The sequence below is a fragment of the Geodermatophilus sp. SYSU D00697 genome, assembly GCF_054050175.1.
Map to the genome: position 1 here is coordinate 77,538 of NZ_JBJGYV010000021.1, position 13,365 is coordinate 90,902.

Sequence of the window (13,365 nt, forward strand, 5' to 3'; positions counted from 1 at the left end):
CCGCACGGCGGACGCCGAGGGTCGGCTCAAGGCCCGGCCGGTGGTGCGCCGTCCCGGCCGTAGCCGGCGCCGAGGTCGTCGCAGTGGGTGCCGGGCGCCACCGGCGCGCCGGAGAGGAAGGCGGCCTCACCGATCTTGTAGCCGGCGATGGGCACGGTGAACAGCTGCAGCGCGATGGCGACCAGCAGCACCACCACCGCCGTGACACCGGGAGCGAGCACCACGACGCCGAGCAGCACCGAGACCAGGCCGAGGCTCGCGGCCTTGGCGACCGCGTTGGCCCGGTTGTACACGTCCGGCAGGCGCAGCAGACCGATCGCCGCGACCCCGATGAGGAAGACCCCGAGCGCGACGAAGAGGTCACCGACCACCGTCTGGGCGGTCACGACGACGACCTCGCCGCGACCAGCCGGGCGAAGGCCACCGTGGACAGGAACCCGACCAGTGTGGCGACGAGGACCAGGTCCAGCAGGGCGGGCGCGTCCAGGCGCACGGCCAGCAGGGCGACGGCGGCGATCACCACCGCGAAGCCGAGGTCCACGCCCAGGGCCCGGTCGGCGTCCGTGGGGCCGACGACCAGTCGCACCGTCGCGACCACGAGGGCCAGCGCCAGGACGACCAGGGCGGCGTCGAGCAGGATCACGTCGTTCTCCTCCCGGTGGGATCGTCGCCGGGGGCGACGCGAGCGGACCCCGCCGGACGCCAGGCCGCCAGCATCTGCTCCTCCAGTGCGCGCAGGTCCGCGCGGAAGTGCTCCGGGTCACCGGCGTGCATGCCGTGGACGGCCAGCCGGGAGCGGTCCTCGCTGAGCGCCAGCGCCACCGTGCCCGGCGTGAGGCTGACCAGGCTCATGTACGACGCGACCTCGAACGGGGTCCGGCTGCGCAGCGGCACCTCGACGATCGCCGGCGCCAGCCCGTCGCCGGGCGTCACGATCTCCCGCGCCACCTCGTAGTTGGCCCGCAGGAACCGGAGCAGGTACGCGCCGGTGAAGGCGCTGATCCGCCTGCCGCGGAGCAGGGCCCGGAGCAGCGCGGAGGCGTGGGGGTGGCTCACGGCGAGGTCACCGCCGTCACGTACGCCCCGGTGTCGACCAGTCCGCCAGCGGCCGCGGCTGCGGCCTCCAGCAGCGGCTCGGCCCAGAGCCCGAGCACCACGGAGAGGCCGGCCAGCAGCAGGGCCGGGGCCGTCAACGCCGGCCGCAGCCGCGTGCGCACACCGGTCACCGCGGTGCGCCCCTCGTCGTCGTGGGGGCTCGGCGCCCGGGGGTCGGCGTCGTGCGGGCCCTCGTCCGCTCGGTCGCTCCCGGGCGCCGACCGCCAGAACACCCCGTTCCACACCTTGAGCATCGACGTCAGCGTCAGCAGGCTGACCCCGACCACGACGGCGGCGGCCAGGTACTGCTGCTCCGCCACGGCCGCCGTCGCCAGGCCGAGCTTGGCCACGAACCCCGACAGCGGCGGGATGCCGACCAGCGCCAGCGCCGAGACGGCGAACGCGACCGCCAGCGCCGGCTCGCGACGCATCAGCCCGCCCAGCCGGGCCAGCTCGTCGGTGCCGTAGCCCACCTCCACCGCTCCGGCGCACATCAGCAGCGCGGCCTTGACCAGCACGTACTGCACGAGGAAGAAGATCGAAGCGGCCAGCCCCGCGGCGGTGTACAACGCCAGGCCGAGCAGCATGTAGCCGATCTGGCTCACCATGTGGAAGGTCAGCACCGGGCGCATCGCCTTCTCCCCGACGGCGCCGAGGACGCCGACCACCATGGTGAGCAGCGCGGCGGTCATCAGCAGCCACAGGTGGCGTGGGTCGCCGTCGAAGACGACGGCGTAGATCCGGATCAGCGCGTAGACGCCGACCTTGGTGAGCAGGCCGGAGAACAGCACGGTCACCGCCGGCCCGGTGGCGGAGTAGGTGGCCGGCAGCCAGCTGTGCAGCGGGACGACTGCGGCCTTGACGGCCATGGCGAGCATGATCACCGCAGTCGCCAGAGCCGCCGGAGCCGACGCGGTGGCGACAGCGGCCAGCTCGCCGAGGTTCACCGTCCCGGCGGTCCCGTAGAGCAGCCCCACGCCGGCGAGGAAGACGGTGGAGGCGAGCAGGTTGACCGTGACGTACAGCCGGCCGGCGGCCAGCCGTCGCCCGCCGCCGGCCGCGGTCAGCAGCACGTAGCTGGGGAGCAGCATCACCTCGACGAACACGAAGAGGTTGAACAGGTCGGCGGTCAGCAGCGCGCCGTAGACGCCGGAGGACAGGATCAGCGCCAGCGGCACGAAGAACCGGTCCCCGTCCTCGCCGGTGGCCGCGGCGAACGCCAGGCTCGCCAGCACCAGGAGCGCGGTGACCACCAGCATCAGCGCGCTGAAGACGTCGGCGACCAGCGTGATGGCGATCCCCGCCGGCCAGCCCCCGAGCCGCAGGGCAGGGCGGGAGCCGTCGAGCGCGGCGGCGAGCAGGACGCACGCCACGACGAGGACGCCGGCACTGGCGCCCCAGCCCACGCCGCGGGCCAGCGCCGTTGAGCGTCCCGGCCTGCCGCGCCGGAGCAGGACCAGCAGGCCGGCCGCCATCAGCGGGGCGACGACGGGCAGGGCGAGCAGGATGTCGCTCAACGGCCACCTCCGACGCCGTCGTCCTCCGGCTCGGCGGCGTTCCGCTCGGTGTCGGCACCGCCGGCACGGACGAGCGCGAGCAGGTAGACCGTGATGCCGAAGGTGATCACGATGGCGGTGAGGACGAACGCCTGGGGCAGCGGGTCAGCGGCCCGCTCCGGGTCGCCCTGACCGATCAGCGGCAGACCGCGCCGGTCCATGCCCCCGGCCGCCAGCACCAGGACGTTCACCGCGTGCCCGAGCAGGACGAAGCCGAGGACGACCCGGACCAGGCTGCGCTGCAGCACCAGGTGGACGCCGGCCGCCACGAGGACGCCGACGGCGACCGCGGCGGTCACCGCGCACCACCTCTCCCCGGCGCCCCGACGACATGGCCGGCATCCCGGGGGTGGGCGCCGGCCGGTTCCGTGGTCGGCTCGCCGGCCGTCGGTTCCTCCGCGGCCGGGACCGGCCGGGCCGGCCCGGCCGCCGGCGTCCCGGTGCCCAGCCGGTCGAAGGCCGCCACGAGCAGGCCCAGCACCAGCAGGTAGACACCGAGGTCGAACACCAGGGCCGAACCGATGCCCAGCGCCCCCAGCACCGGGATGTCGAACGGGGTGAGGAAGGGGTCCCCGAGCGCGGCGGCGCCCAGGCCGGTGCCGAGCGCCACGAGCAGGCCGGCTCCCACGAGCGGCTCGGGCCGCAGGTACCGCGGCAGTCCCCGGAAGCCGGAGGCGACCTGGTGCAGGCCGACGGCGATCCCACCGACCAGCGCGGCGATGAAGCCGCCGCCGGGCTCGTCGTGGCCACGCCACAGGAGGTAGGCCGACAGCACGGCCATGCCCGGGATGAGGACCCGGCTGGCCACCTGCAGCACGAGGCCGCCGTCGCTCTGCTCGCGCCGCAGCCGCGCGGCCGCCCGGTCCTCCGCTCGTGGGGCGTCGTCCCGACGGAGCAGGACCAGCAGCCCGACGGCCGCCGCGCCGAGGACGATCGCCTCCCCGAGGGTGTCCATGCCCCGGAAGTCGACCAGGATCGTGTTGACCACGTTGGTCCCGCCGGTCTCCGGCTCGGCGGACTCCAGGAACCAGGCGCCGGCCTCCGACAGTCCCCGGCGTCCGGTGAGCGCGAGCGTGGCGACCGCGGCCGCGATCCCCGCCGCGACCCCCAGCCCCGCGGCGAGGGCCGTTCGAGGGCGGCCGGCAGGTCCGAGGCGCAACGGCAGGTGCCGGAGCACGAGGACGGCGACCACCGCGGTCAGCACCTCCACCAGCAGCAGGGTCAGGGCGACGTCCACCGCGCCGGCCAGCAGGAACCACGTCGCCACGACCAGGCCGACGATGCCGACCAGCCCCAGCGCGGCGAGCAGGGAGCGGGTCAACACGGTGCCGGCGACCGCCAGGGCGAGCAGCGCGAGCACCGGCCAGTCCAGGGCGTCGTCGGTCGCCCCGCGGGGCGGTAGCCCGCCGACCGTGGCGGTCCCGACCGCACCAAGGACCACCAGCGCGACGAGCGGCCGGGCCAGGTGGGCGGCCAGCGTGCCGCTCCGGTCCGGCCGGCCGACGGCGGAACCGAGAGCGAGGGTCGCGTCGTGCACGCGGTCGAAGAGGGCCGCGCCGTCGGGCAGCCGCAGGCGCTGCAGCGCCCGGTCGACCGGGTCCCGCCGCAGGAACAGGAGACTGCCGACGGCGATGGTGATCGCCGACATGAGCACCTCGGGGCTGAGACCGTGCCAGAACGAGAACTCGGGCACCGCTCCGACGTGGACCACGTCGGCGGCGGCACGGGTCACCATCGGGTTGAGCAGGTCGACGCCAGGGCCCAGCGCCAGGCCGGCGAGCGCCGGGACCACCGCCGGGGCCAGGAACGCTGGGGAGGGCTCGTAGAGGTCCGGTTGCCGGGTGGGACCACCGAAGGCGCCGTAGAAGATCCGCATGCCGTAGGCGAAGGTCAGCGCGGAGGCGGTGACCCCCAGTGCACCGGCCACCGGCCCGGACCAGGGCGCGAAGTCCGCCTGCAGCAGCCCCTGGAACAGGTACTCCTTGCTGACGAACCCCAGCATCGGCGGCACGCCCGCCATGGACAGGGCGGCGAGGCCGGTGACCGTGGCCGTGATCGGCATGACACGGCGGAGCCCGGACAGCTGCCGGATGTCGCGGCTGCCGGTCTCCTTGTCGATGATCCCGACCAGCATGAACAACGTCGCCTTGAACAGCGCATGGGCGAAGGTGTGCAACATGGCGGCAGCCAGCGCGACGGGCGTGCCGATGCCGATCACGGCGATCAACAGGCCCAGCTGGCTGACCGTCGAGTGGGCCAGGATCGCCTTGAGGTCGTGCTCCCGCAGCGCCATGAACGCGCCGGCCACCGCCGAGGCCAGCCCCACGGTGATCAGCAGCACCGACCAGGCCGGCTGGTCGGCGAACAGCGGGGTCGTGCGCATCAGCAGGTAGATGCCGGCCTTCACCATGGTCGCCGCGTGCAGATAGGCGCTCACCGGGGTCATCGCCACCATGGCGCCGGGCAGCCAGAAGTGCAGGGGCAACTGCGCGGACTTGGTGAACGCGGCCGTGGCGATCAGTGCACCGATGGGCCAGGCCAAGGGGGAGGCGAGCACCTGGTCGCGCTCGGCGAGGATCGTGGTCAGGTCGGTGGTCCCCACGACGACCGACAGCATGATCACCGCGAGCAGCAGAGCCAGGCCCCCGGCCGCGGTGACCAGCAGCGCCCGGCGGCCCGGCTTCACGGCCACCTGCCCGGCCGTCCCGATGAGGACGAAGGAGCAGACCGTGGTCAGCTCCCAGAACACGTAGAGCAGGACGACGTCGTCGGCGAGGACCAGGCCCAGCATCGCGCCGGCGAACAGGGTCAGGAGCCCGTAGACGACGCCGTTGCGGCTGCTGTCCCCCATGTAGCGCGGGGAGTAGGCCATGACCAGCACGCCGACGCCCAGCACGATGAGGCAGAACAGCCCCGCCAGTCCGTCGAGACGCAGGGAGAAGGACACCTGCAGGGACGGCAGCCAGGTCCACGAGGCGGTCACCGCACCGCCGTCGAGCACGGTGGGCGCTCCGGTCGCCAGCAGCCCGCCCACCCCCGCGAACCCGGCGGCCAGCAGGTACCCGGTGTCGCGGCCCAGCCGGCGGTACAGGAGCGGGGCGGCTCCGGCCAGCACGGCCATGGCCACCAGGGCCACGAGCAGGATCACGGCTGTCCCGGAGTGGTCCGAGCGGAGATCGGGGCCGTCACCACGGCCACCGTCCGCACGCAAACCCTCATGGTCGCCGTCCTCCCTCCCCACCATCTGCGACGGCCGGCTGTCGGCGCCGGCGGGGACCTCTCCTGGGATCAAGAGGCGCGTACTCGCGGACCGGTCGTGCTGACACTCGTCTCGCGCGGGTCGTCGGCCGATCGTCGCCGGATGTCACCGAGTCGGGTCGTCCGGTCCGGTGGCCGCTCCGTCCGAGCCGGCACGGATGTGGTGCTCGGGTCCACGGGTCATGCCCTCGAGCACCCAGTCGCCGAAACCCCGGGGGTCACGGCGTTCGAGCTCGTCGAGGAGGCTCCCTCGCCAGGCGACCGCCGCACGCCGGTCAGCGAGGGACGTCCGGTGGAACAGCTCGTCGCTGCGGTGCCACTCGCCGACCAGGTCCTCGAGCGTCAGCTCGTGCAGCAGCTGGTGGGGTGGGTGAGGGGGCGTCTGCGTCGGTCGGGCCGGTGATGGGGAGGACTGGCCGTCGACGGCGGCCCGTCCCGCCGGCGCCTCCAGGCGGTGGAGCCAGTGGAAGCCGAGGATCGTCACCAGCCCGATCAGGACGATCAGTGGGTACGCGGCACGGTCGCCCAGGCTCTCGATGCCCATCGCGAACGGCGCGAAGAGCGCACCCGCGGTCGCGGCCGGGAGCAGGAGTGGGATCGACGGGGTGGCCTCGGCGTGCAACGCCTCGTGGATCGACCACCGCAGACCCGCGGCGAGGATCCCGAGGAGCGGCAGGACCAGCAGCGTGGTCCGCAGGTCCAGGTGCAGGACCCCGAGGAGGGCCACGCCCCCGTAGAGGAGGCCGAGTGCCCACCTGCCCACCCGGACCAGGTACGTCTCCACGGCGCTCGACCCGTGGTCCGTCCGTTCCGAACGACCGGGCATCAGTGGACCTCCGGGGACGGGGTCGCCGGTCGGACGTCGACGGTGGGCCCGTCCGGCTCCGGCCTCGGCGTCCCGCGGGCGGTCCGGGTCGAGCGCCGCAGCAAGCGGTTGTTCCGGGGTTCGCGGCGGGTGGCGGTGTCATCGAGCTGGCGCCGCATCCCCTCCCGTACCCGACTCACGGCCGTCTCCAGGTCGTGATCCGCCGAGCTGGCCACCAGTCGTGGACGACCTGCGATCCAGCACTCCAGGGTCAGGCGTTGACCACGGGTCCCGCGGTCCTTGACGGACAGCTCCATGTCGACCTGATCGGCTCGGTAGCGGGCCAGCTGGGCGTCCAGGCGAGCCAGTCGCCTGACCAGGAGCGGACGTTCACCATCGCCCATGCCGGCAGCGAGTCGGAGGGAGCCTGCAACCGTGGCCGCGCCGAGCTCGCTGGGGGCGTCGTCCGGTGAGCGGCCCGCGAGCTGGACGAGCCCGCCTCCATGCGAGGGCGACCGGTGGCGGGAGCGGCTCGTCGGCGTGGACCCGGCCCTCCCTCGTCCGCCGTCGGACGTGTGCTCGTCGCGGAGGGGTGCGTCGTGGCGGTGGTCGGTCATGTCAGTGCCCGTCCTTCGATGGGAGGCGTCAGGAGCCGTGCCGGGGCCGGCGGCGGAGCCAGGCGTCCACACCGCCTCGGGCCGTCGGCTGTCACGGATCGGCGGATCACGGCTGGTTCGGCGCCGGCCGCCCGGACCGGGCGGCCGACCGGAGCGCCCGGTGAGCGGCCGAACAGCGCCGGCGTCGACCGTGGGTGGGGTGAGCCCCGGTGACCATCGCGTCTCGGCCTCCTCTCTCGGTGCACGTCCACGTTCGCCGACCCGATGCTGGGGCGGCTCCCTGAGGCGGGGGAGAGCCCCGGTCGGCGAAGAAGTGATCGGTGAGGTTGCCGAGCGCGAGCAGCGTCCCGTCCACATCCCCGGCGGAGGCAGAGCCTCGACCGGTCCCGGGAGTGGGACCCGTGACCGGTGCGCCCGCGCTGCTGTGCGACGGCGAGTGACGGCGTCGGGCGACCGCATCGACGTGCCGGTGCCCGGGCCCCGCGTCGTGCCGGTGCCCGGGCCCGGCAACCCCCCGGGCGCCGTCCATGCCGGGGACGCACCGTGCGCGGGCCTGCGGCCGTGGCAGACGCTCGGCGTCCCCTTTCTCCGAGGAGGTTCCCGTGTCGTGGATCGTGCTCGTCCTGCTGCTGGCCCTCGCCGGCGGTTTCCTCGGGACGCTGCTGGAGCTCGCGCTCTGGGTCGTCGTCGCGATGGTGCTCGGCTCCGCCCTGCTGGGTCTCGTCATCTGGCGGGCGGTGTCGGCCCGGACCGGCTCCGCCGAGCGTGTCGGTCGCCGATGACGTCCGGCGTGCGGTCGGGGCCACCGCTGGTCCCCCCAGGACCTCCGTCCTCGACGGGGCGCGGACCGTGGCGACCGTCGTGCTGCCCGTGGTCGCGCGGGGAGCGGTCGTCCGTCGTCCGCGCGCGGTGGCCCTGGCCGAGTGGACCGGCGCGGACGCGCGCGCGGTTCGCTGGATGCAACGGCTGCGCGACCGCTACGGGCCCGGCCCGGTGCGGGTGTGGATCCCCGGCCGAGAGCTCACCGTCGTCCTGTCGCCCGAACACGTGCAGCGGGTGCTGGCCGGGACGCCCCGGCCGTTCACCGCAGCCACCCGGGAGAAGTCCGCGGCACCTGCCCACTTCCAGCCCGAGGGTGTCCTCATCTCCGACCCCGAGGAGCGAGCCCGCCGGCGTCCGTTCAACGAGACCGTCCTCGACACCGGGTCCCCGGTGCACCGCCTCGCCGGTCCGATCAGCGTCGCGGTCGCCGAGGAGGCCGAGCGGCTCGTCGCCGAGGTGGACCGGGTCGGGGAGCTCACCTGGGGGACCTGGTCGGCAGCCTGGTGGCGGGCGATCCGCCGCGTCGTCCTGGGTGACGCGGCTCGAGACGACGAGGACGTGACCGACGACCTCCTCCGGCTGCGCCGCAGGGCCAACCACTCGTTCCTCGCCCCGTCGGCGCGGACCACTCGCCGGCGGTTCCTGCAGCGGATGGCGGACCACGTACAGGCGGCCGAGCCTCGGAGCCTGGCCGGCCTGGCGGCCGGTACCCCGGCCGCCCCGGGGACGGAGCCACACCAGCAGATCCCGCAGTGGCTGTTCGCCTTCGACGCGATGACCTGGGCCTCCTTCCGGGCCCTCGCCCTGCTGGCCGCCCACCCGGACGCCGTGCCGCGGGCCCGGACCGAGCTGCCGGCGGCGCCCGACCTGCCGTACCTGCGCGCCGTCCTCCTGGAGTCGCTGCGGTTGTGGCCGACCACGCCCGCGATCCTGCGGGACACCACCGAGGCGACGCGCTGGGAGAGCGGCGTGCTCCCGGCAGGCGCCTCGGTGCTCGGCTTCACGCCGTTCTTCCACCGGGACTCCACCCGGTTGCCCGAGGCGCACCGGTTCACCCCCGAGCTGTGGCTGCGCGGGCGCACGGGGGAGGACTGGCCGCTGGTCCCCTTCAGCGCAGGGCCCGGCACCTGCCCCGGTCGCGACGTCGTGCTGCTGGCCGGGAGCGTGCTGCTGGCCGTCCTGGTCCAGCGGTGCGGCTGGCGGCTCGTCCGGGGGCAGGTCGCCGGTGACCGGCCCATGCCCGGGACGCTGGACCCGTTCGGACTGCGCTTCGAGCCGCGGCCCCTCTGACGACCCCTGTGCAGGTCGGCCTGAGCCTGCTCGTGCTCGGTTTCGTCCTGCTGGTCGGCGCAGTCCTCCGGATCCGATCGCGGGCGGCGCAGGAGCCTTCCTGCCCGCGTCGATCGTCGCCGGCCGCCTGGCCCTGCTGGTGGGCCCGGAGGTCCTCGGTGCGATGGTCACCGTGGTCGGCGGCACGGAGGCTCCGCTGGCCGGCGGTCCGTGGCCCGCCGAGTGGCTGAGCGCTGGAGCGCGCTGCCGGGACTGCTGCTCTGGACGGTCTCCGCCACCCGCGCGGAGCTCCCTGGCCGAGCAGCGGGGCTGCTACGCGGAGGAACGGTGAGGAACGAGCCGGTCACCCTCACGGTCACGACGACGGAACCGGCCTCGCGGCCGGTGTGGCGGCCGTCCGCAGCCGCGGGGGACGGCGACGCAGCCGACCGCGCCGGGATGGGGCGGCGGGCACGCGGCTGCCGGTCGCCGGACCTCCGTCCGCTGACCGTTGCGTCGCGGTCTGCGACACCGGCGGGTCAGCGGCCTGACCCGGGAGGCCGGCCCGTCATCGCCCCGCCGGCACCGTCGCCGCGGATGTGGTCTCCGGGGTCGCGCTCGAGTCCGTCGAGCAGCCATGCCCGGAACCCTGCCGGGTCGCGCTGCTGGATCTCCTCGAGGAGGAGGTCGCGGAGCTGGACAGCCCTGTGGGGATCGGTGCGCAGCCGCTGCTGGCTCCAGCGCCACTCGTGCAGCAACTCGTCGACGGGCAGAGCACGGAGGAGGTCGCGGAGGGAGGAGAGCTCGGCATCCGGCAGCCGCGACGGCTCCTGGACCCGTGGACCGGCGTCGTCCGGGTCGAGTGCGTGAGCCCATCCCACACCCGCCACCATGCACAGGAGGGTGAGGACGATGAAGACGTGCACGCTGTCCTCCCCGAGGGAGTCCATGCCGATGACGAAGGGGATGAACAGACCGGTCCTGACCGCGGCGGGCAGGTGGAGCGTGAAGGGAGCCTCCAGGCCGGGGTGGAGCGCTCGATGGACTGCCCGAGCGACCACCGCGCCCAGCAGTCCGCTCGCGGGGACCACGACGAACATCACGATGAGACCGGCGCTCAGGGCACCGAGCAGCGCCACGGCCACGTAGAGGGTGGTGAGCACGCCGACCGTCAGACGGTGTGCTGCCCACAGAGCTGTGGACCGTCCACCACCCACGCCGAGGTCTGGACCGGGGGTCCGCGAGGAGTCCTCAGGCATGGCGGTCTCCGGAGGGCAACCGTGTCGTCCGCAGGTCGAGTGGCGCGACCGCACACGGGTGGTCTGTGCGCGGGACGGTGATGACGCTCGGGTCGGCGCTCCCGGAGCGTGTGGAGCCGGGAGCGGAGGACGATGACGACGACGACATGGCACCTCCGCACAGCGAGGCCTCGGACAGGCGGGTACTCCACCGAGACGGTGCGCGCCGCAGAACCGGTGCGGCCAGGTCCCGCTCCGGCATGCTGGGCGGCCCGGCGCTTGCCGTAGCTCAGCAGTGCACGGTGCAGCCCGACGACTCGTTCGCCCGTGGTCTCCCCGGCGCGCAGTCTCCGCGGCGCCCAGCCGTCACCGCGGCCTCGACGTCCCGCTGGGGCTGCTCCGCCCCATCCGTTCGTCAGCACACGTTGGCCGCGATGGTGCGTTCTCGGTGCCGCCGCTGGCGTCCGTCACCACGGATCGCAGGGGACCCGCCCGTGCCGAGACGTCCGATCGCTGACGGCCAGCCCCGCACGTCACCGAGTGGTGGGTGGAGCCGCTGGCCACGCGGTTCGGGTCGTCGAGCAGCGGGCCCGGCCAGCGGCGAGGATCGACGCCCTGGCGCCACCCCGTACGGGCGAGTTGCTCCGGCGGTGAGGAGGTCACGTGCATCGACGACAACCGGAGCCGTGCCTGGAACCGCGTGAGGCCTCGCATCCGAGCGCTGCGGCTGGTGACGGTCGCCGCACCGTGGTCTTCGACCTGGACGGGACACTGGTGGCCGGGGACTCCTTCGGCCTCTTCCTCCGCCGCCTGCTCACCCGCCACCCCGGCCGCTTGCTGGCCGCGGTGCTCAGCGCGCCGGCGTGGGTGCCGGCGCTCCTCCTCGCGCCGACCCGCACCCTCGCTGAGCGGTACCTGGTGTGGCTGGCAGCAGTGGGGATGGACGAAGCGGCGTTCACAGCCGCGGCTGGTGACTTCGCTGCTGAGCACGCCGCACCGGCGGGTGGTCGGGTCGCCGCAGCCGCGCTGGACAGGCTGCACCAGCACCTCCAGCGCGGCGATCGGGTCGTCGTGGCCACCGGGTGTGCAGCACCGTTGGCTCAGCAGCTCTGCGCGGTCATCGGCCTGGATGGCGTGGACGTGGTCTCCTCCACGATGACCCGGGGCCGCTGGGGCCTGCCGGCGCGGACCGTGCCCGCTCGCGGCCGGGGCAAGCTGCGCGCGCTCGAGGCCGCGGGCATCCGGTTGCCCGTCGATCACGCCTACTCCGACAGCTCCTCTGACCTGCCACTGCTGCGTGCGGCTCGCATGCCCCACGTCGTCGATCCCCGCCCGCGCGACTGGGCCCGGTTGCGCCGGGAGCTCGGCCCGGACGTGGACCTGGTGCGTTGGGCCGACCGCCCGACCGACGGGGACTCCAGCACCGACCGATGACCGCGGTCGGTCCTGCAGCGGCGCTGTGATGACGCCGTCGTCGTGCGCGTGCACCGCCGTCCCCGGGTGTCCGACGAGGACCCCGCCGCGCAACGCGCGGGCTGCCGCGCAGTGGCCGGAGGGACGTCAGGGCCCCCTGCGGCGGGCGAGCCGGCCTGCCGTCACCGCAGCACGACGCCGGCGTCGACCCGCAGCTCCAGTCCGGTCACGTACCGCGCCTCGTCCGAGACGAGCCACCGCAGCGCGGCCGAGGTGTCCCTCGTCTCCATCCAGCCGATGGGGATCACGTGCTGCGGCCGGGACGCGATCTCGTACTCCTCGTCGGTCGGGTTCGGGTTGTCCGGCAGGAACAGCCGCTTGTTCGTCTCGGTCATGTAGATCGCCGTGTTGACGTTGGTCGGCGAGAGCGCGTTGACCCGGATGAAGTGGGGACCGAGCTCGGCGGCCATCGGCTTGAGCATCCCGACCAGTGCGGTCTTGGCCGCCACGTAGTGGGTGATGTTCTGGAAGCCCTTGGTCGCACCCGCCGAGGCGATCATGACGATGGCGCCGCCTCGTCCGCCCTCGATCATGGCCGGAGTGGCGGCGCGGACCGTGTGCCAGACACCGGTGAGGTCGGTGTCGACGGTGTCCTTCCAGTTCTGCAGGCTGATCTCCCAGAAGGGTCCCGCGCCCGCCAGGATGCCGGCGTTCGCGACCACGATGTCGACCCGGCCGAACTCGGCGAGGCCCTTGTTGAGCACGGCCTCGACCGCGGCGTAGTCCCGGACGTCGGCCTGCTCGGCCACCATCCGTCGCCCCGTCGCCTCGACCGCGGCGCGGGTCTCCTCGAGGTCGGTCTCGGTGGCCATGGCGGTGCTGGCCCCCGGGATGTCCTCGCAGATGTCGAAGCCGATGATGTCGGCTCCCTCCTTGGCGAGGTCGACGGCGAACTGCCTGCCCTGCCCGCGGGCGACACCGCTGATGAAGGCGACCCTGCCCGCGAAGCGGTCGGGGTCGAACGACGGTCCAGCCATGTCCGGGCTCCTGTTCTCCATCTGTCGGTCGGTGTGGTCGTCGGGTGGGTGAGGCCAGTGGCAGCCAGGAGGGCGAGCTCGTCGGGGGCGGGGGGAGGCGTCCTCGTGCCCGGCACCGCGCAGGGGCGGGGACCGGCGCCGGCGGAGGCGTGTCTCGCCGGCGCCGGCCGTCCTCAGGCGTTCTGCGGGAAGCCGAGGTTGAGGCCGCCGTGGCTGGGGTCCAGCCAGCGGGAGGTGATGACCTTGCCGCGGGTG

Annotated in this window: 12 protein-coding genes; 3 read left to right on the forward strand and 9 right to left on the reverse strand. The window is 74.1% G+C overall.

What is annotated here, in order from left to right:
* Positions 1-26: 26 nt before the first annotated feature.
* The 7 genes from mnhG to ACI79C_RS17940 form a co-directional block, all read right to left on the reverse strand.
* Positions 27-386 (reverse strand): monovalent cation/H(+) antiporter subunit G, encoded by a 360-nt coding sequence (mnhG, locus tag ACI79C_RS17910; RefSeq protein WP_456947029.1) that lies wholly within the window; start codon positions 384-386, stop codon positions 27-29.
* Positions 383-643 (reverse strand): monovalent cation/H+ antiporter complex subunit F, encoded by a 261-nt coding sequence (locus tag ACI79C_RS17915; RefSeq protein WP_456947030.1) that lies wholly within the window; start codon positions 641-643, stop codon positions 383-385. Before ACI79C_RS17915 ends, mnhG begins: the two co-directional genes overlap by 4 nt.
* Positions 640-1,056, reverse strand: a complete 417-nt coding sequence (locus tag ACI79C_RS17920) for a Na+/H+ antiporter subunit E (RefSeq protein WP_456947031.1) — start codon at positions 1,054-1,056, stop codon at positions 640-642. The genes ACI79C_RS17915 and ACI79C_RS17920 overlap by 4 nt, the downstream gene beginning before the upstream one ends.
* Positions 1,053-2,612 carry a monovalent cation/H+ antiporter subunit D family protein gene (locus ACI79C_RS17925; RefSeq protein ID WP_456947032.1) on the reverse strand — a complete coding sequence of 520 codons (1,560 nt, stop codon included), beginning with the start codon at positions 2,610-2,612 and terminating at the stop codon, positions 1,053-1,055. The genes ACI79C_RS17920 and ACI79C_RS17925 overlap by 4 nt, the downstream gene beginning before the upstream one ends.
* A complete protein-coding gene (locus ACI79C_RS17930) occupies positions 2,609-2,950 on the reverse strand; it encodes a sodium:proton antiporter (RefSeq protein WP_456947033.1) in 342 nt (113 codons plus the stop codon). Before ACI79C_RS17930 ends, ACI79C_RS17925 begins: the two co-directional genes overlap by 4 nt.
* Entirely contained in the window at positions 2,947-5,799 is a 2,853-nt protein-coding gene (gene mbhE / locus ACI79C_RS17935) for a hydrogen gas-evolving membrane-bound hydrogenase subunit E (protein WP_456947034.1), read from the reverse strand. The genes ACI79C_RS17930 and mbhE overlap by 4 nt, the downstream gene beginning before the upstream one ends.
* Positions 5,800-6,015: 216 nt before the next feature.
* Positions 6,016-6,693 (reverse strand): hypothetical protein, encoded by a 678-nt coding sequence (locus ACI79C_RS17940; protein WP_456947035.1) that lies wholly within the window; start codon positions 6,691-6,693, stop codon positions 6,016-6,018.
* A gap of 1,240 nt (positions 6,694-7,933) precedes the next feature.
* Between ACI79C_RS17940 and ACI79C_RS17945 the strand changes: the two genes are divergently transcribed.
* Both ACI79C_RS17945 and ACI79C_RS17950 read left to right on the forward strand, forming a co-directional pair.
* A complete protein-coding gene (locus ACI79C_RS17945; RefSeq protein WP_456947036.1) occupies positions 7,934-8,113 on the forward strand; it encodes a hypothetical protein in 180 nt (59 codons plus the stop codon).
* 67 nt (positions 8,114-8,180) lie between these two features.
* The gene (locus ACI79C_RS17950) at positions 8,181-9,443 is read left to right on the forward strand and encodes a cytochrome P450 (protein WP_456947037.1); all 1,263 of its coding nucleotides are present in this window, start codon (positions 8,181-8,183) and stop codon (positions 9,441-9,443) included.
* 518 nt (positions 9,444-9,961) lie between these two features.
* On the opposite strand, the gene ACI79C_RS17955 is transcribed toward ACI79C_RS17950, so the two are convergent.
* Positions 9,962-10,585 carry a hypothetical protein gene (locus ACI79C_RS17955; protein ID WP_456947038.1) on the reverse strand — a complete coding sequence of 208 codons (624 nt, stop codon included), beginning with the start codon at positions 10,583-10,585 and terminating at the stop codon, positions 9,962-9,964.
* A gap of 822 nt (positions 10,586-11,407) precedes the next feature.
* Between ACI79C_RS17955 and ACI79C_RS17960 the strand changes: the two genes are divergently transcribed.
* Positions 11,408-12,094 (forward strand): haloacid dehalogenase-like hydrolase, encoded by a 687-nt coding sequence (locus ACI79C_RS17960; RefSeq protein WP_456947039.1) that lies wholly within the window; start codon positions 11,408-11,410, stop codon positions 12,092-12,094.
* 161 nt (positions 12,095-12,255) lie between these two features.
* Here the strand turns inward: ACI79C_RS17960 and ACI79C_RS17965 are convergent, their stop codons facing one another.
* Positions 12,256-13,110, reverse strand: coding sequence for a mycofactocin-coupled SDR family oxidoreductase (locus ACI79C_RS17965; protein WP_456947040.1), 855 nt, complete (start codon positions 13,108-13,110; stop codon positions 12,256-12,258).
* Positions 13,111-13,365 lie beyond the last annotated feature (255 nt).

Excerpts from the sequence above, each read along its gene's own strand:
- ACI79C_RS17965 (WP_456947040.1), bottom strand. The coding sequence starts at position 13,110 with ATGGCTGGACCGTCGTTCGACCCCGACCGCTTCGCGGGCAGGGTCGCC.